Below are 17,702 nucleotides of genomic sequence, written 5' to 3'. Positions count from 1 at the left end.
CAGCAAGATTACCGACGCCAACCTAGCATCGCCGACGAGCGGAGCGAAAATGTCGCGCAGGCCGCACGTGCTGCTGGTCAACTGGCGCGACACGCGGCACCCCGAAGGCGGCGGTTCCGAGCGCTACGTCGAGCGGATGGCCGAGGGTTTGGCGCGCCGGGGCTACCTGGTGACCGTCCAGTGCGCCGCACACGCCATGGCGGGGCGCGGCGAATGGCACGACGGCGTGCGGTTTCGCCGCCGTGGCAACAAGTTCACCGTCTACCTGCACGCGTTGCTCGCGATCGCGCGGGTCGAGGCGGATCTGGTCGTCGACGTGCAGAACGGCATGCCGTTCTTCTCCCGGCTGGTCGCGCGGTGCCCGGTCGTGGTGCTGGTGCACCACGTCCACAAGGAACAGTGGATCTGGGCGTTCGGCAGGCGGTTCGGTCAGGTGGGCTGGTGGATCGAGTCGTGGTTGGCGCCGCGGCTCTACCGCAAGTGCCGCTACGTCACGGTTTCCGAGGTGACCAGGAACGAACTGTCCGGCCTCGGCATCCCGCGCGAGCGCAGCACGGTGGTGCCGAACGGGCTCGATCCGACGCCGCGCACCAACGCCGACCGCGACCCCGATCCGACGCTGGTCGCGGTGAGCCGGCTGGTGCCGCACAAGCGCCTCGAGCACGCGATCGACCTGGTCGCCACGCTCGCCCCGCGCTGGCCGAAGTTGCGCCTGGAACTGGTCGGCAGCGGTCCGTGGCTGGACCCGTTGCGGGCCCACGCGCGGATGCGCGGCGTCGAGGACCGGGTCACGCTGCACGGCTGGGTGGACGAGCAGGACAAGCACGAGATCCTGGCCCGCTCGTGGCTGCACCTGTGCCCGTCGGTCAAGGAAGGCTGGGGGATCGTGGTCCTCGAGGCCGCCGCGCACGGCGTGCCGTCGGTGGCTTACCGGGCGGCGGGCGGGGTCGCGGAGTCCATCGTGGACCACCGGACCGGGTTGCTGGCCGACGACTTCGACCAGCTCGTCGCGCACACGGAGACGTTGCTGAACAGCGCGGACCTGCGCGACGCGATGGGCGACGCGGGCCGCGACCGGGCCGAGACGTTCGACTGGGAGCGCAGCGTCGACTCGTTCGAACGGCTCGTGCGCGAGACCGCCGGGATCGAACGGCCGGAGCGGTTCACCGCGATGCGTCCGGCAGCTCGCTGACCAGCAACTCCAGCAGGTTCATGGCGCTGACGGCGTCGAAGTCACGGCCGCGGGCCCGCACGGTCACCGTCGTCGTGTCGCCGGTGGTCACCGCGCCGAAGGCCACGCCGGAGCGTCCGCTCGCCGTCGGGTAGAACGCGAGCGACCGGACCGGTGCGCTCACCACGCCGAGGTTGGACATCAGGAACGTCGAGCCGAGACGGGGCGCGAGCGCCCGGATGCCCAGGCCCACCACGGGATTGCGCTTGGCCGGGAAGTCCGGCTCCGGCGCCCGGCCGCGCAGCAACGTGTGCACCTCCGCCCGGTCGGCGTCGGCGGGCAGCGGCAGCCGGAAGAAGGCGCTGTCGTGTTCCGGGCGCAGCTCGTAGCCCGGGCGGCGGGACGCGCCGACGGCGGCGACCACCCGGTTCGCGGGTACGCCGTGCTCGCGGTTCCAGGACTCGGTGGCGCGCAACGCGGCGACGGTCAACGCGGCCGTCCCCGCCGGTACGCGCGGGATCTCCTTGTGCAGCAGGACTTCCGCGTCGGACTCGTGGCGGGCCGACGGTTCGATCCGGGTCGGCGGGGCGAACACGGCCTCGCCCAGCCGGCGCAATGCGGACCGCGCGAACGACTCCGCGCCGCGCCGCCTGCCGACGCCGGAGGCGTTGCTGGTCACCGGGACGTCGAGCGCGGCGCCGAGCAACGCGAGCAGTCCCAGCCCGTCCACGGCGCCGTGGTGTGCGGCGATCACGAGTTCGTCGCCGGCCGCGACCCGGACCAAGGACTCACCGTCGGCATAGGGCGTGCACGCGAACCGTTCGGCGATGCCCTGGTCAAAGGGTTCGACGACCGGGGGAATGCCGAGCCAGGGATGACGTCGCACGCACGCGGCAAGGCGCTGGGAAATGTCCGATTGCGCGATCGGGTCCGTGGGCCGGGCGCGGATCAGGATGCTCCACGCGACCGTCGGATCGCCGTAGAGCCCCACGACATCCCGCGCGTGGTCGCCCGCGCGCACCGCTCAGCGGCTGCCGTAGGTGACGTTGTCCAGCGGCTTCGCGTGCTGCACGTCGACGTTCTTGTCCGGGTTCGCGGTGCTGGTCACGGCGAAGCTCACGCCGGTGGCCAAGGCGAGGCCGACGACCACGGCCGCCACCGCCCCGATCAGCTTGGTCACGGTCAATCCCTCATCTCGATCACGCTCTGCCGACGTGCGCCCGTGAATCTACCGGGCGGTAGTAGCCGCCACAACAGCCCGTAGGCCAACAGGAGCAGCGCGAAGATGTCCGCGATCACTACCGGAACCGTCGGCGCGCCCTTGATCGGGTTCGGCGCGATCGGATCTTGTACCCGGTACAAAGTCAGCCACTGGCCGTCGAACTCGGGCCGGAACGAGTTCGTGGCGGGCAGCGGCGGGCCGGGCGTGCCGTGCTCGACGAGGACCCAGCCGATGCCCAGCGCCCGCAGGCCGGCCTGCAGGTCACCGCCGTGCTCGACCAGCCGCCGGGCCGCGGCCGCGCGCTGGTCCTCACCGGGCACGACGACGCCGTTGACCGGGAGCGAGTCGTCGGCGACGACCGTGCGCGGCAGCACCCGGGGCGCGGGGTCGAGCTGCGTGCGGTCGTCGTTCCAGCCGAACTGGCGGAACGTCTGGAACGGCAGCACGAGCACGTCGCCGGGTCGCGGGTCGGCGTCGAGGTGGTCGCGCACCGCGAGCCAGTCCGGCGGGTAACGCACCGCGGCCAGCTTCCCCCAGCCGGCGAGGGCGAGGTCGGGCATGGCCAGCACCGGCACCAGCACCCCGGCCACCAGCAGAGAACGGCGCGCACTGCTACTGCGCAACCGTTTGCCGATCAGCTCGACGGCGAGGGCGAACCCGATCGCCATCGGCAGCGCCCACCAGGCCACCCACTTCTGCGCGTCCCGCAACATGCCCGCGCCGGGAACCGTGCGCATGGCCCACTCGAGCGTCGCGGCGCCGCCGGGCAGCGTCGCGAAGGACGCCACCACCACGCCGAACGCGCCGAGCAACGTCAGCCCGCGGGCCCACCGCTGTGCCCGCAATCCGTGCAGCGCCAACGCGACCACGGCGACGGTCAGCACCGGCACCAGCGCGCCCGCGCGGCTTTCCGGTGCCACGTCGGCGTTCCAGATGCCGCCGGTGCCCAGCACGCTGAGGACCGCGCCGCCCCAGTTCTCCGCACGCGCGCTGAACGCGCCCACGCCGGCGGTCTCGGTGAGGGCCCCGCCGGGGTGCAGGATCGACGGCAGCCACCACGGCGCGTTCAGCACGAGCGACACGGCCGCGGCGAGCCATGCCTTGCGCGGCCCGGCAACGACGAGTGCGACGCCGGCGGCCAGCAAGCCGCCAGGCGGGGTGAGCGCGGCCGGTGCGCACGTGAGGATCAGCCGTGCGCCGGCTTTCGGCTTGCCGTCGCGCAGATGGCGGGCGGCCATGGTGATCCACGGCAGGCACGCGTAAGCGACCAGCAATGGCCAGTGCCCGATGAACAGGCGCTCGGCCACGTAGGCGCTCCACGCGTACCCCGTCGCGGCGACGAGCCTGGTCAGCACGGAGTTCGTCGGGACGAGCCGGCCGGCGCCGAGCGCCGCGGCAAAGATTGACCCGGTCAAAAAAAGCTGCTGCAGGATGTCGCCCGGGACCACGGTGGTGAGCAGCGCGACCACGGCGTCGGCGGGCACCGAGCGGGGCAGGGCCGACCCCGTGCCCAGCGCGTCCGGCCCGAGGTACTGGCGCGGCGCGAACACCATGTCGTAGCTGAGCGTGAAGCCACGGCCGAGCAGCGGCGCGGTGACCAGCAGCGCGAGCGCGGCAGCGGTCAGCGGCAGTGCCGCACGCCGCAACCGCCACATCCCTGGCCGCACGCCCGAGTCCCTCCGCCGACGGTCGGGCCAAGGTAACCGACGATCCGCCGTTCCCACCGGCGCCCCGGCCGGGCTATCGTCGCAAAATTACTCGCCGGTAACTCGAGGTGTCCCATGGCCGCCACGCAAGCGCCGCCGCTCCCGGCGGCCGACGCGCGGCGCGCCCGCCTGGAAGCGGTGCTGGTCTCGGTCGCGCTCGCCGGGAACAACGCGGCGAGCTACGTGCTCAACGTGGTGGCCGCGCGGTTGCTGGTGCCCGCGCTGTTCGGCGAGTTGAGCTCCCTGCTGGCGTTGCTGGTGATCGGCATCGTGCCCGCGATGGGCTTGCAGACGGCCGTCGCGCTGCGGGTGGCCGCGGGCGGTGCCGACCGGCGCTCGTTGGTCGGGTTGGGCCTGGCCACGAGCGCCTGCGTCACGGCGGCCGGACTGCTCGCCGTTCCGCTGCTGGTGCCGTTGCTGCACCTCAGCGGGCCGTGGCCGGTCGTCTGGCTGGCGTTGTCGTTGGGGCCGTTGACCTTGCTGGGGCTCTTCCACGGCTTGTTGCAGGGGACGCGGCGGTTCGGGTTGCTGGCCGGGCTCGTCGCGTTGGAGGGGCTGGGCAAGGTCGGCGGCACGATGACCGGTTTGCTGGCCGGGCGTGCGTCGGCGGTGGCGCTGGCCGGGGCGGCCCTGGGTTCGCTGGTGGTGGCGCTCATCGGGTGGGTGGTGTGCGGGCGGCCGCGGCCTTCGCGGTTCGTGCGGACGGCCGCAGGCGACGTCGTGCACGCGACGCAGGCGATGCTCGCGTTGGTGTTGCTGGTGAACCTGGACCTGGTGCTGGCGCGGCACACGCTCCCGGCGCGCGACGCGGGGGAGTACGCGGTCGGTGCGGTGATCACGAAGATCGCGTACTGGCTGCCGCAAGCCGTCGGGGTGCTGGTGTTGCCGCGGCTGGTGCACGCGGACGGGCGGCGCCGGGCGGTGCCGGTGGCGCTGGCCGTGTGCGCCGCGATCGACGGCGTGTTCGTGCTCGGCGCGGCGGTGTTCGGCGGGCACGTGATCGGGCTGGTCGGCGGCGCGGACTACGCGGGCAGCACGATGCCGGTGTGGCCGTTCGCGCTCGCGGGGTCGATGCTGTCGCTGGTGCAGATCTTGTTGTACGCGCGGATCGCGAGCGCGGACCGGCGGTCGTCGGCGTTGGTGTGGCTCGCCGTGGTGGCCGAGGTCGTGCTGGTGATCGGGTGGCTGCACGGGTCGACGACGCAGGTGGTCACCGGGGCGTTGTTGACCGTGACGGGACTTGCCGTCGGCGGGGGTGTCGTGGAGTGGTGTGACCGGAAGTCGTACGCGCCACTGCACCTGCGCCGGTAGCGATCCGATCAAGAATTCGCTGAAACCCTTGCCGCGCAACAGAAATCGCGTTACCTGGAGTTGGGAAAGCCCCACCCTGCCCATGGGGGCTCCCCCTCAGCCAGTCTATCGGGTTTGCGGGGTGGGAACGGGGTTCGGCGGGATCTGTGGACAACCGGGTGCCTGTGGAAAACCTCAGTCGCGGATGTGGCTGTGGCGGGTCCGGGGTGCTCGGTGTTCGGCCTCGATGAACCAGTCGATGCACGTCGCCACCACGGCGGCCACCGCGAGCTGCAGGGCCGCTTGCGCGGGAGCGCCGTAGGCCCAGTCCTGGCCCAGGTCGAGCAACCTTCCGGCGACCGCGATCACCGTCGCCGCGACGACACCGCCCAGCGCGATCCACGGCGGCCAGCGGCGCTTGACCTGGCGGACCAGCAGGCAGCCGATCACCAGGACCAGCGAGAGCATGCCGCCCAGCGCGCCGGTCAGCACCACCAGCACGATCGGGATCCAGCGGCGGCCGCCTTCCGGCAGGTGAAGCGTGCGGCGGCGAGCGGGAATGGCGACGGCGATCAGCAGGACCAGCGCGGCCAGGAAGCCGATCAGCAGGCGCGTCCGGTACGACGTGTCCGGGGTGAAGTCCAGGGTCACCACGCCGCCCGCCCCGGCCGGCACCAGCCACGCCTGCTGCCAGCCGTCGACGCGGGTGCGGGCCAGCGGGTGACCGTCCACAGTGGCCACCCAGCCGTCGTTGGCGTTCTCGGGGACCGACAGCACCGCCGCGTCGCCCGGGGCCACCCGCACCACGCGGTGGTTGGTCTCCCAGGTCTGGACCGTCGTCGCGCGATGCACGGGGGGTGCGGAGGTGCCCTGGCTCAATGACAGGTCCTGCACCACGAACGTCGCCGTGTGCGCGGTGCTCACCTCGTGCTCGCCCGGCTTCAGTTCGATGCCCTGCGCCAGGTCCGGGCACGCGAGCAGCGGCAGGGGCCGGTGCGCCAGCACGTCGGCCATCGTGCCGTGCACCGACGTCTTGTAGTCGAAACCGTCCACGGTCACCGTCGGGCCGGCGCCGCACGGCAGCGTGAACGGGGTCTGCGGTGGCAACGGCGTCAGCACGTCCGACAGGCCCGACACGGTCAGTTCCGCGATGCCGGGCGGTTTCCCGAGCTGCGACGGGTTTTGCCCCGCGTACGCGAGGATGGTGATCTGCAGGTGGTCGGTGCTGGTCGGCGGGAACGTGACGCTCCCGTCCGGCGCGACCGGCAGCACCTGGTCGTACTTCTCGGTGATCACCTCGACCTTGGTCGGCGCCGCTTCGGCGGACGTCGTGATCATCCGCAGGCCGTCGATGGTGCGCTTGCCGTTCCACAGCATGCGCAGCCATGGTTGCGGGTCGGTGACGTCGGCGATCCAGCCGGTGTTCGGGTCGCCGTCGATGGCGCTCACGCCGCCGGCGGTCGGATCGGCGCCCAGTTGCGTCGACACGGTGGCGATCAGCCCGCGCTGGCCGACCGGGTTGATGCCGCCCTGCGTGGGCAGCACCGTGCCCTGCACCTGGTAGGTCGCGTCCGCGCCGACGGTGAAGAGCCGGTGCACGCCTTCGGGTTCCTCGCCCTGGCGGGCCAGATCGGCGTCGCAGCGCGGCCCTTGCGGCGTCGTCACGCACGCGTAGCGCGGGGTCGTGCCGCGGGAGAAGGCGAAGGACGCCGGTGCCCCGCGGGGGAGGTCGTTCGGGGTCGCCATCGCCCGCTGCGGTGTGGTGTCCGGAATGGACAGCTCGGCGATGCCGACGTTGCCGTCCTGCCGGTCGCCGTCCACGGCGAGCACGGTGACCCGGACCGAGCTGGTCAGGCCCGGCGCGGTGGCGTAGCGGTGCGGCCCGGCCCCGGGCGTCACGTCGTGGTCGACCGAGCCGATGTTGGTGGTGATGCGGATCTTGGTCGGCCGCCAGCCCACCCGCAGGTCGTCCACGAGCGACAGGTTCACGTCCTCGAGCACGCGGGGCGTGTCCAGTTCGACCTGCAGCCACTGCCCGGCCGGGCCGGTGAAGCTGGACGAGACCCACGACGTGGCCTCGTCGCCGTCGATGGCCGCGAACGGCAGGTGCGACGGGTCGGAGCCGGAGAGCGAGTCGGCGAAGCTGACCGACGTGGACGCCGTCACGTCGCGGATCCCGCGGTAGGCCGCCACCGTCTGGTGTTGTTCACCGGCGAAGGGCAGCACGTCCAGCGTCGGGCGTTGCTGGCGGGGCCGTTCGGTCGCGGTGAACGTCTGGCTCAGGTTGTCCCGCACGTCGCCGACGTTGCGTTCCTTGCGGCGTAAGCCGTCCGTGCCCAGCACCGGTCCGCCGGGCGAGCCGCCGTCCCCCGCGAGCACGGTCGGCTGGTCGGCCCGCAACAAGCCGGAATCCAGCAACGGCAGCAACGACTCCGGGCCGCCGTTGACCGTCGGGATGTCGCGTGTGGACACGGTGGTGGCCAGCGGCACCGGGCGCTGCACCTCGTAGATCTCCAGCGACGGGATGCCTTCCAGTGCCGGGCCGAAGCTCGCCGCGGGCCGGATGCCGGGAGACGCGGCGAGACCCGCTCTCAGCACGGCGATCGGCGGGGCGTGCGTGCTGGCCCGGTCGATGTCGTTGCGCAGCACCAGGAACCGGAACCCCGACCGAGCGAGCAGGTCGGCCAGGCCGGGTGCGCCGCGACCGTCGGCGAGCGCGTCGTCGACCACGTCCATCAGCCGGGTGTTGCCCTCCGAGCCGAGCGGCACCTGGTTGCGCACGGCCCACGGCGAACGGGCGAGCGCCTGCGCGGGCTCGTCGACCGTGCGGCCCCACGTGTACTCGCCGAAGCCGGTGGAGGGCAGCAGCAACGCACGCGCGTTGGCGTCGGTGTCGGACAACCACGTCATCGCCGAACGCCAGTAGCCGGGCACGTCGTCCCAGCCCGCGCCCGGGCGCAGCGTCCCCAGCCACGCCGGTGCCGCCATGGCGACCACCAGCACGACGCCCAGAGCCAGTTTCCCCTTGCGCACCATGGCATCCCGGGTGCCGGCGACCGAGATGCCGTGCGCGAACGCGAGCATCAGCGGCAGCCGCAGCACCGGCTCGAACTTGTGGACGTTGCGCAGCGGCGCGAGCGGGCCGTCGAGCAGGTGCCGGACCGTGCCGGCGAACGGGCTGTCCAGCGTGCCGACGTAGCCGATGGTGAGCAGGGTCAGCCCGACCACGACGCCGAGCACGAGGAACTTGCGGTGCCGCAGCCCCGGCCGGGCCAACCCGGCGAGGCCGACCGCGGCGACCAGGCCGGTCGCCAGCATCAGCACCCAGTTGTCGATCAGCAGCCAGCCCGACGGCCACCACGGCGTGCCGGAGAAGACGTAGGCCACCCACTGGTTCGTGCCGCGCAGCACCTCGAACAGCGACATGGGCGCGGTCGTGTTGGTCGCCGATTCGATGTAGTCGAGGAAGGGCAGCGAGTACTCGCCGAGCAGCAGCAGCGGCAGGATCCACCAGAGCGTGGCCAGCAGCAGGCCGCCGCACCACCACAGCACCAGCTTGACGTGATCGCGTGTCCAGCGCCGGGTGAGCAGCCACAACCCCGGCAGCACGAGGGACATCAGCACCATCGCGCCGTTGACCCCGCCCATGAGGAACACGGCCACGGCCGACCAGAGCGCGGCCTTGCGCGGCGACCCGATCTCCTTGGCGCGGACCAGCGGCAGCATCACCCACGGCAGCAACGCGGCCGGCAGCATCTCCGCCGACAGCGGGCCGATCTCGGTGAGCATCCGCGGCGCGAGCGCGTACGCCATGGCCGCGATCAGCCGCGAGCGCTCGGTGCCGATGCGCATGGCGCGGGCGAGCAGGAGCGCGCCGCCGAACGCCAGGCACAGCAGCAACGCCGACCACAGGCGCTGGGAAATCCACGTCGGCAGGCCGACCGCGTGCGTGACCGCGAAGTACGGGCCCATCGGGAACAGGTAGCCGTAAGCCTGGTTCTGCAGCTCGCCGCTGGTGGCCTGCGGGTTCCACAAGTGCAGTGCGCGGGCGAGGAACGCGGCGGGGTCGACCGAGAGGTCCAGTTTGGTGTCGAAGGTGACCCGGCCGGGGCGCTGCAGCAGCGAAACCACGACGAGCGCCAGCACCAGCCACGTGCTTGGCCTGCGGAACAACCGCGAGTGGATCAGCTTGTCGGCAGCCCTAAAGCGCGATTGCTCGCGCTGTTCCACTATGGCCGCCATCGAAGGGATCCTAGTGTCAGACCCAGCAGTCGGGGATTGGATTGGTGATGGTCTCGCACGTGCGTGAGGAAGCGGACTTCGACGCGGCATGGCGGCGCGCCGAGCCGGTGCCGGGTTGGCTGACCCAGGCGCAGGGCCGGGCGCTGTGGGATGCCGTGGGCCGGCTCGGGCCGGGCGCGCTCGTGGTGGAGATCGGCAGCCACCAGGGCCGCTCCACGATCATCCTGGGTCTCGCCGCGCGCGCTCGTGGCGCTCGGGTGATCGCGGTCGACGCGTTCGTCGACGGCAAGCTCTTCGGCGGATCGCCGACGCGGCAACGCTTCGAGGCGAACATCGCGGCCGCGGGGCTGGACGATGTCGTCGAGCTGGTCGTCGGCTACAGCACCAAACTGCGCCCGACGTGGGACCGGCCGATCGACCTGCTCTACGTCGACGGCAAGCACGACTACTGGACCTACACCGACGACCTGCTGTGGTCGCGGCACCTGCCCGCCGACGCCGAAATCCTGGTCCACGACTGCTATTCGTCGATCGGCGTCACGCTGGGGACCATCGCGAAGATCCTGTTCGGATCGCGGTACACGTACGTGGACCGCGCGGGCTCGCTGGCGCGCTTCGCCTTGCGGCGCCCGACCACAAAGGACCGGTTGCGGGTGCTGCGCGAGCTGCCGTGGTTCGCCCGCAACGTGGTCATCAAGGTGTTGCTGCGGCTGCGCCTTCGGCCCGTCGCGCGCGTCCTCGGCCACGACGAACCTTACGACCCGTACTGACCTGATTTCTGGCCCGATCGGTCACCGACCCGCGGGATTCGCTGAACTCTTCAGCTTCGCGCGCGCGTGGCAAGCCCCCACCCGTCCCGGGGGCACCCCTGAGGCCAGTCTATCGGCTTGGGTGGGGCTGCAACGGGTGTCGGCGGGATCTGTGGACAACCGGGTGCCTGTGGAAAACCTCAGCGGCGGGACGGTCAGCTGCCGCCCTGGGGCTTGCACTGGGGTGGCTGGCACAGCAGCTTCGACAGGGCCGCGTAGAAGACATTCGTGATCTTGGTCGGGTCCGGGGTGGTGAACGCCTGGCCGCCGGTCGCCTTCGAGATCGTCTGCAGCTCGTCCACGTCGATGTCCGGGCCGATGCCGATGCCGATCACCGGGATCGGCCGTCGCGGGTCCTGCAACTTGGCGAGCTGGCCGAGCAGGTCCTGGCGGCTGATGCCGTGGGCGTCCTCGTTCTTGCCGTCGGTCATCACGACGACCACGTTGATCTTGCCGGGTTCCCAGTTCGCACGGGCGTTCTGGTAGCCGGCCAGCACGGTGTCGTAGAGCCCGGTCGCACCGCGCGGCGCCTTCTTGACGGCGTCGAGCTTGGACAGACCACCGGAGTCGCGCAGTTGCTGCACGGTCTCGACCGGGAGCAGCTCCTTGTAGTCCTTCGGGCCGTCGAGGTTGGTCGAGAAGAGCCACAAACCGACCTTGGTGGTCGGCTTGAACAGGCCGATGCCGAGCTTCGCCGCGTCGACCGTGACGTCCATCCGGGACTTGCCCGTGTCGCCGACCGGCGTGGTCATCGAGCCGGAGACGTCGAGCAGCACCAGGATGCGGGCGCTGAGGTTCACCCCTGACCACTCGGTGAGCATCGAGTCGACCACGTCGGTCGCGGGCAGCGGCGTCGGCGCCATCGTGCGCATGGTGACGCGGTCGTCGTTGGAGCGGTCACGCAGCATGCGACCGTCGGGCGTGCGGAAGCCCGCCTCGCCGAACGCGCGCGCGGTGATCGGCTCGAGCAGTCGGGCCAGGAACCGCTCGGCCACCTCGCGGTGGTCCTGCGCGGTGGTCGGCAGCACGACGTACGGGTAGTCCAGCGAGGGGATCGGCGGCTCGGCGTAGACCCCGACCAGCGGGTTGCGCGGCTGCCTCACGTTGTAGCGCAGCAGCGCGTTCTCCGAGGTCGGGAAGCCGAGCAGGGGCTGGTCGGCGTTGCTGCCGCCGGGCAGCCGGTCGTACGCCGTGGTGATCGTGTCCACCGAGTTGGCGGAGAGCTTGCGCAACGTCGAGGTGTAGGCCGCGCCAGCGTCGGCCTGCTTGTTCGCGTACTGCTTCACCGCGAACAACGCCGACAACCCGGACGGGTCGTGCGCCGGGTCGGCCATGCCGACCTGCAGGTTCTTCGGGTCGGCGGCCAGCACACTGGTCCACGTCGGTGTCTTGCCCGGCCAGCCCAGGCGTGCGGCGGCGTCCTCGGTCAGCCCGAACACCACGGGCGAGCTCGCGATCGACGTGCCGGTCGCCGGGCCACTCCACGACCCGGCCTCGCGAGCGCGCTGCAGCCACATCGTCGACTCGGGGACCCACACGTCCGGCGGCGCCGTGCCGTCCGACGACAGGGCGAGGGACTGCGCGGTCTGCTCCGAGTCGCGGGCGGTGACGTTGACGTCGTAGCAGCCGTCGCCGTCCTGCGCGGAGACGTCCTTGGCCGTCTGCGACACGACCGGCGCGATGTCCGGCGCGGCCACGATGCTCAGCTTGACCGGGTTGTCGCAGCCCTCCGCGGACAACTGGTTGCGCAGGAAGGCGTAGGTCAGCCAGCCGACGAGCGCGACGACCAACAGGATGGCCAGCAGCACAACCGGCGAGTTCAAGCCGATGCGCAGCCGCCCGGTCGAGTGACGCCCCATTCGGACTCTTCCTCCAGTTGCCGCCCTGCCCGATCGCCCCGGACCCTACCTGCGGGGGTCGCCCAGCAGTACCTACCGCGGTCGTGTTTTCCCGTGATGACCAGCGGTTACGTCACGAGTACAGAGCCTGCACGTCGCTCGCGTAGTCCTTCATGATGATGTTGCGCTTGAGCTTGAGCGACGGCGTGAGGTGCCCGCTCTCCGGGGTGAACTCGACGGTGAGGATCCGGAACTTGCGCACGGCCTCGGCCTGCGACACCGCGGCGTTGCCGTCGTCGACCGCCTTCTGGATCTCCGCGTGCAGGTCGGGGTCGTCTTTCAGGTCGGCGACCGTGGCCGACGCGGCCTTGCCGGCCGTGGTCTTCCAGTAGTCGAAGTACTCGCCGTCGATGGTGATCAGGGCGGCGACGTACTTCTGGCCGTCGCCGACCACCATGGCCTGGCCGACGAGCGGGTGCGCGGAGATCCGGTCCTCGATCACCGCGGGGGCGACGTTCTTGCCGCCGCGGGTGACGAGGATCTCCTTCTTGCGGCCGGTGATCTTGAGGAAGCCGTCGCCGTCGAGTTCGCCGATGTCGCCGGTGGCGAACCAGCCGTCGGTCATGGTCTCGGCGGTGGCGGCGTCGTTGTTCCAGTAGCCGCTGAACACCTGGCCGCCCTTGACCATGATCTCGCCGTCGTCGTTGATCTTGATCTTGGTGCCGGGCAGCGGCTGGCCGACCGTGCCGGGCTTGAGGTGGATGGGGGAGTTCACCGTGGCCGCGGCCGTGGTCTCGGTGAGGCCGTAGCCCTCGAAGACGGTCAGGCCGATGCCCCGGTAGAAGTGGGTCAGCCGGTGGCCGAGCGCGGCGCCGCCGGAGATGGCGTAGCGGCAGTGCCCGCCGATCGCGTCGCGCAGCTTGCCGTAGACGAGCCGGTCGAACAGGGCGTGCTTGAGCTTGAGCCCGAGGCCCGGGTGGGGTGTCTCGCTGAACGCGATCGCGGTGGCCGCGGCCGCGTCGAAGATCCGGCCCTTGCCGCTGGAGTGGGCCTTCTGCCGGGCGCCGTTGTAGACCTTCTCCAGCACGTAGGGCACGGACAGGATGAAGGTCGGCTGGAACGCGGCGAGGTCGTCGAGCAGGTTCTTCACGTCCGGCGCGTGGCCCATCGTGGCCCGCGCCCGCACGCAGCCGACCTCGACCATGCGGCCGAAGACGTGCGCGAGCGGCAGGAAGAGCAGGGTCCGGGCGTCCTCGTTGCCTGCGCCCTTGAACAGCGGGTGCAGCAGTTCGACGGCGTTGCCGGCCTCGGCGAAGAAGTTGGCGTGGGTGAGCACGCAGCCCTTGGGCCGGCCGGTGGTGCCCGAGGTGTAGATGATCGTCGCGACGTCGGCGGGCTTGACCGCGTTGCGCCGCGCCTCGACCTCGGCGGCGTCGGTCTCCTTGCCCGCCTGGACCAGCGTGTCGACCGCGCCGTCGTCGATCTGCCAGACGTGCTTGAGGTCCGGTGTTTCGCCGCGCACGGCGTCGACCTTGGCCTGGTGCTCGGCGGTCTCGACGACGACCGCGACCGCGCTGGAGTCGGACAGGATCCACTGGATCTGCTCTTCGGAGGAGGTCACGTAGATCGGCACGCTGACCCCGCCGGCCGCCCAGATGGCGAAGTCGAACAGCGTCCACTCGTAGCGGGTGGCGGCGAGGATCGCGACCCGGTCGCCGGCGCCGACGCCCGAGGCGACGAGGCCCTTGGCGACGTCGACCACCTCGGCGAGGAACTGCTCGGCGGTGACGTCCTGCCAGCTGCCGGACACCTTGCGCCGGAACACGACAGCACGGGGCTCGTCGGCGGCGTTGGTGTAGATCAGATCGGCGATGCCGCCGGTCTCGGGCACGTCAGCCAGCGCGGGGACGGCGAACTCGGGCATGCGCTTCCTCCGGTGTGCACGTCTTCGGCCGGGTGCTACCTCACGGTAACCTCTGGGCCGTATCTTGCCGTCCGGTCGGTGATGGGCCAAGCGGCGGCCTGCCGACATGGGGGAATCGTGGTCGAGCTGTATCCCGAACTGGTGGTCCGCGCCGAGGGGATGCTCGACGTCGGCGACGGCAACCTCGTGCACTGGTGGGAGTCGGGCAATCCGGGCGGCTTGCCCGCGGTGATGGTGCACGGCGGTCCTGGTGGCGGTTGCCCGTTGGGGATGGGCCGGGCGCTCGATCCCGCCAAGTACCGGGTCATTGGCTTCGACCAGCGGGGATGCGGGCGCTCCACCCCGCACGCGAGCGATCCGGCGGCCGACCTGAGCGTCAACACGACCGAGCACCTGCTCGCGGACATGGAGTTGCTGCGGGAGTCGCTCGGGGTGTCCCGCTGGCTGTTGTACGGCGGGTCGTGGGGGACGACGTTGGCCTTGGCCTACGCGCAGCGCTGCCCGGAGCGGGTGGTCGCGATCGTGCTGCAGGCCATCTCCACCACCCGGCGCCGCGAGATCGACTGGCTGTACGAGGGCGTCGGGCGGTTCTTCCCGCGGGAGTGGGCCCGGTTTCGCGCGCATGTCCCCGGCGATACGCCGTTGCTCCCCGGTTACGTGCGCTTGATGGACGACCCGTCGCTCGAGGTCCGGACCGCGGCCGCGGCCGAGTGGTGCCGGTGGGAGAACACCGTGCTGTCGCTCGAGCCGAACCAGGGCAGTCTCTTCAGTACCGAGATGACCCGGGACGACCTGGCGTTCGTGCGGATCTGTGCCTGGTACTACTCGAACTACGCCTGGCTCGACGAGGGCGCGCTGATCCGCTCGGCCGGCGTGCTGGCCGGTATCCCGGGCGTGCTGATCCACGGACGGCTGGACCTGAGCTGCCCGACGGAGACGGCCGTGGAACTGGCCGATGCCTGGCCCGGAGTCGAGCTGCACCTGTTGGACGACGCCGGGCACAAGGGATCGGTGTCGAAGCGGGAGGCGCTCCTGCGCGCCACCGACCGCTTTGCCGAGCTGAGTTAGAGCTTCGCCCGCACGGGCGCGATCCGCGCTGCCAGCGCTTCGATCCGGGGGGATGAGCCGCACCGCGCCTCGGTGAGCTGCCGGGCCTCGGTGAGCTGCCGGGCCTCGGTGAGCTGCCGGGCCTCGGTGAGCTGCCGGCAGACCCTCGCGACGCCGTCGAGCAGTGTGCGCGCCTCGCTCGCCGTTTCCTGACGGGCGCACGCGTCGAGGCGGCACAGCCAAGGCCACGTCGTGATCGACCGGTGGAACTTGGTGCACGCGAGGAGCCAGGCATCGATCACCCGCGGGGCGGCAAGGTCATGCCCGGTCTCGGGGAGCGTCGTCGCCAGCCGATCCGCCAGCTCGACCCAGGCGTTCGCGGCGTCGAGCACCCGATCGGCGCCGGACCGGGGCGACTGGGTCAACGCCGACTCGACGTCGGGCTGATCGACGACGGACCTGATCGCCTCGTCGCTCAACGAGGTCAGCGCGTCGCCGTCATAGGCCCACACCGCGGCCCGCGCGTAGCCGAGCACCGGCGACCCGCTGCAGTTCCGCACGTAGCCGAAGACCTCACCGATCGCCGCTCGCGCGCCCAGGTCAGCCGGCTCCGCGAGCACGATCCGCATGAGGGCCGGCACCGCCCGATCTGCCAGGCCGAGCAACCGCGTGCGGTCGGTCCGGCGGGTTCCGCCGCTCCTGGTGACGGTCTTCCAGGCACCGCGGGCCTGGGCCACCTCGTGCCGCGCGCGGTCGTAGAGGTTGCCGACATCGGCTTGCCCGGTCATGGCTGCATGAACCACGGCTCGCCGGGGAGAGCTCCTGGTCGACGAGCCGAGGTCACGCGTAGCGCTCGGCCATGTAGTCGCGGAGGAACTTGCGGGCGTCGTGGATCTGCGACTTGACCGTCCCCAGTGGACGGCCCAGCTGGGCGGCGATGTCGGCGTACTCGAGCTGGCCGAGCTCGCGCATCACGACCGGGGCCAGCATGTCGGGCTTCTCGCGTTCCAGGCGCTCCAAGGCTTCCATCAGATCGAGGCGGGTGCCGGCGATGACGCTGGTCGTGCGGGCCTCGGCGACCGGGGGCAGCTCGTCGGTGCCCTGCTCGGCGGCTCGGCGCTTGAGGGCGCGGTAGGTCTGGCGGGCGCTGTTGGCGGCGACCACGTGCAGCCAGGTGCTGAACTTCGCCGTGCCGCGGAACTTGCCGATGTTGCGGGTCACGGCGAGCAGCACGTCCTGGCACGCCTCCTCGGCGTCCTGGCGGTGCGGCAGCATCCGGTTGCACCGCCGCATGACCAGCGGCTGGATCTCGCCGAGCAGCCGGTTCAGCGCGGCCTGGTCGCCGTCGCGCGCCCGCAGCGCGAGCTCCTCGATGTCCACCGCGTCCGTTGCGGCCATCGCCACCCCCTCGTCCGGTCGGCATCATAGTTGGGTGGACCGACGGACAAGGGTCGCCAACCAGGGACTTGGGGCCAAACGGGCGACCTCGGTGGTGGCCGCGGTGCGGCGGGTGGTCGGCGTGCAGGCCCAGGACACGAGGGCCGCCCGGCTCGCGGTGCGGGCCCGGACCGAGGGGCTGATCGCGTCCGATGTGGACGATGCGGTGCGCCGGGGTGAGGTCGTGCGCACGTGGGCGATGCGCGGCACCCTGCACATGCTGGCCGCGGCGGACGTGCGGTGGATCGTCGGGTTGCTCGGTCCGCGCTTCGCCGCGGCGAACCGCGGGCGGCGGCACCGGCTGGGTCTCGACGACGACACGCTCGCGCGCGGCGTGGCCCAGTTGAGCGACGTCCTCGCCGACGAGGTCCCCCGCACCCGGGCCGAGTTGATGGCCGCGATCTCGCTCGAGCTGACCGGCCAGGCCATTCCGCACCTGCTCGGGTACGCCGCCCAGACCGGCCTGCTCGTGCGTGGTCCGGACGCGGCCAAGGACGAGCCGACGTACGTGCTCGCTTCGCAGTGGCTGCCGCCGGGTTCGGCGCTCGACGAGTCCGAGGCCGTGGCGCGCCTCGCCGAGCGGTACCTCGCCGGGTACGGGCCCGCGTCGGTCGAGGACTTCGCCGCGTGGTCGGGGCTCCCGCTCGGCCTGGCCCGCGCCGGCTTCGGTGCCGTATCGGAGTCCACTGTGGACGCGAAACCGCCGCTGCGGTTGCTGGGCCACTTCGACGCGTACCTGCTGGGCTACCGCGACCGGCGGGCCATGCTGGCGCCCGAGCTGGACCACCGCATCCGGGCGGGCGGCGGCATGATCATGCCGGCCGTGCTGGTGGACGGGCGGGTCGCCGGGACGTGGGCGCTTGACCGCAAGGCGTGGCGGGTGCGCACGGAGTCGTTCGGTGGTGCGTTGCCCGTGCGCGGGTTGCGGGCCGAGGTCGAGGATCTCAGGCGGTTCCTCGGCGTGGACGTGGAACTGGCGGACTGAGACGCCGGTGATTGCCGGGGATTGTCGGTGC

13 protein-coding genes are annotated in these 17,702 nt (G+C 71.6%); 5 read left to right on the top strand and 8 right to left on the bottom strand.

The window, feature by feature from the left end; all coding sequences use genetic code 11:
• Positions 1-49: 49 nt before the first annotated feature.
• A complete protein-coding gene (locus tag EV186_RS02070; RefSeq protein ID WP_243753779.1) occupies positions 50-1,192 on the top strand; it encodes a glycosyltransferase family 4 protein in 1,143 nt (380 codons plus the stop codon).
• Here the strand turns inward: EV186_RS02070 and EV186_RS02065 are convergent.
• From EV186_RS02065 to EV186_RS02055, 3 genes are read right to left on the bottom strand one after another with little or no spacing between them, the layout of a single operon-like run.
• A complete protein-coding gene (locus EV186_RS02065; protein ID WP_133847371.1) occupies positions 1,164-2,192 on the bottom strand; it encodes a hypothetical protein in 1,029 nt (342 codons plus the stop codon). The genes EV186_RS02070 and EV186_RS02065 overlap by 29 nt on opposite strands.
• 3 nt (positions 2,193-2,195) lie before the next feature.
• Complete coding sequence (locus EV186_RS02060) at positions 2,196-2,351, bottom strand: DUF2613 family protein (protein WP_166658991.1); 156 nt, start codon at positions 2,349-2,351, stop codon at positions 2,196-2,198.
• Positions 2,352-2,353: 2 nt separating this feature from the next.
• On the bottom strand, positions 2,354-4,060 hold the full coding sequence (locus EV186_RS02055; RefSeq protein ID WP_243753778.1) for an MmpA family trehalose lipid delivery protein: 1,707 nt from the start codon (positions 4,058-4,060) through the stop codon (positions 2,354-2,356).
• A gap of 114 nt (positions 4,061-4,174) precedes the next feature.
• Between EV186_RS02055 and EV186_RS02050 the strand changes: the two genes are divergently transcribed.
• Positions 4,175-5,410, top strand: coding sequence for a lipopolysaccharide biosynthesis protein (locus EV186_RS02050; protein WP_133847369.1), 1,236 nt, complete (start codon positions 4,175-4,177; stop codon positions 5,408-5,410).
• 174 nt (positions 5,411-5,584) lie between these two features.
• Here the strand turns inward: EV186_RS02050 and EV186_RS02045 are convergent, their stop codons facing one another.
• A complete protein-coding gene (locus tag EV186_RS02045) occupies positions 5,585-9,631 on the bottom strand; it encodes an alpha-(1->3)-arabinofuranosyltransferase (protein WP_133847368.1) in 4,047 nt (1,348 codons plus the stop codon).
• Between the two features lie 59 nt (positions 9,632-9,690).
• Here EV186_RS02045 and EV186_RS02040 point away from each other — a divergent pair, with 59 nt between their 5' ends.
• A complete protein-coding gene (locus tag EV186_RS02040) occupies positions 9,691-10,401 on the top strand; it encodes a class I SAM-dependent methyltransferase (RefSeq protein ID WP_243753777.1) in 711 nt (236 codons plus the stop codon).
• 194 nt (positions 10,402-10,595) lie between these two features.
• Here EV186_RS02040 and EV186_RS02035 read toward each other — a convergent pair whose 3' ends face one another.
• Together EV186_RS02035 and EV186_RS02030 are read right to left on the bottom strand one after the other, a co-directional pair.
• A complete protein-coding gene (locus EV186_RS02035; RefSeq protein ID WP_133847367.1) occupies positions 10,596-12,299 on the bottom strand; it encodes a substrate-binding and VWA domain-containing protein in 1,704 nt (567 codons plus the stop codon).
• Positions 12,300-12,411: 112 nt separating this feature from the next.
• Positions 12,412-14,202 (bottom strand): AMP-dependent synthetase/ligase, encoded by a 1,791-nt coding sequence (locus EV186_RS02030; RefSeq protein WP_133847366.1) that lies wholly within the window; start codon positions 14,200-14,202, stop codon positions 12,412-12,414.
• 117 nt (positions 14,203-14,319) lie between these two features.
• On the opposite strand from EV186_RS02030, the gene pip reads away from it, so the two are divergent.
• Complete coding sequence (gene pip, locus EV186_RS02025) at positions 14,320-15,270, top strand: prolyl aminopeptidase (RefSeq protein ID WP_208115452.1); 951 nt, start codon at positions 14,320-14,322, stop codon at positions 15,268-15,270.
• Here pip and EV186_RS02020 read toward each other — a convergent pair.
• Both EV186_RS02020 and EV186_RS02015 read right to left on the bottom strand, forming a co-directional pair.
• On the bottom strand, positions 15,267-16,037 hold the full coding sequence (locus tag EV186_RS02020) for a hypothetical protein (protein ID WP_133847365.1): 771 nt from the start codon (positions 16,035-16,037) through the stop codon (positions 15,267-15,269). The two genes, pip and EV186_RS02020, sit on opposite strands and share 4 nt — an antisense overlap.
• Before the next feature lie 52 nt (positions 16,038-16,089).
• The gene (locus EV186_RS02015) at positions 16,090-16,647 is read right to left on the bottom strand and encodes an RNA polymerase sigma factor (protein WP_133847364.1); all 558 of its coding nucleotides are present in this window, start codon (positions 16,645-16,647) and stop codon (positions 16,090-16,092) included.
• A gap of 34 nt (positions 16,648-16,681) precedes the next feature.
• On the opposite strand from EV186_RS02015, the gene EV186_RS02010 reads away from it, so the two are divergent.
• Positions 16,682-17,671 carry a winged helix DNA-binding domain-containing protein gene (locus EV186_RS02010; protein WP_166658990.1) on the top strand — a complete coding sequence of 330 codons (990 nt, stop codon included), beginning with the start codon at positions 16,682-16,684 and terminating at the stop codon, positions 17,669-17,671.
• The last annotated feature ends 31 nt before the right edge of the window (positions 17,672-17,702 follow it).

The organism is Labedaea rhizosphaerae (genome assembly GCF_004362825.1).
In the GTDB taxonomy this organism is placed as follows: domain Bacteria; phylum Actinomycetota; class Actinomycetes; order Mycobacteriales; family Pseudonocardiaceae; genus Labedaea; species Labedaea rhizosphaerae.
Note: the sequence above shows the minus strand (reverse complement) of the source record. Positions and strands in the feature narration are given on the sequence as shown.

Excerpts from the sequence above, each read along its gene's own strand:
- EV186_RS02070 (WP_243753779.1), top strand. The coding sequence starts at position 50 with ATGTCGCGCAGGCCGCACGTGCTGCTGGTCAACTGGCGCGACACGCGG.
- EV186_RS02050 (WP_133847369.1), top strand. The coding sequence starts at position 4,175 with ATGGCCGCCACGCAAGCGCCGCCGCTCCCGGCGGCCGACGCGCGGCGC.
- EV186_RS02045 (WP_133847368.1), bottom strand. The coding sequence starts at position 9,631 with ATGGCGGCCATAGTGGAACAGCGCGAGCAATCGCGCTTTAGGGCTGCC.
- EV186_RS02035 (WP_133847367.1), bottom strand. The coding sequence starts at position 12,299 with ATGGGGCGTCACTCGACCGGGCGGCTGCGCATCGGCTTGAACTCGCCG.
- EV186_RS02030 (WP_133847366.1), bottom strand. The coding sequence starts at position 14,202 with ATGCCCGAGTTCGCCGTCCCCGCGCTGGCTGACGTGCCCGAGACCGGC.
- EV186_RS02020 (WP_133847365.1), bottom strand. The coding sequence starts at position 16,037 with ATGACCGGGCAAGCCGATGTCGGCAACCTCTACGACCGCGCGCGGCAC.
- EV186_RS02015 (WP_133847364.1), bottom strand. The coding sequence starts at position 16,647 with ATGGCCGCAACGGACGCGGTGGACATCGAGGAGCTCGCGCTGCGGGCG.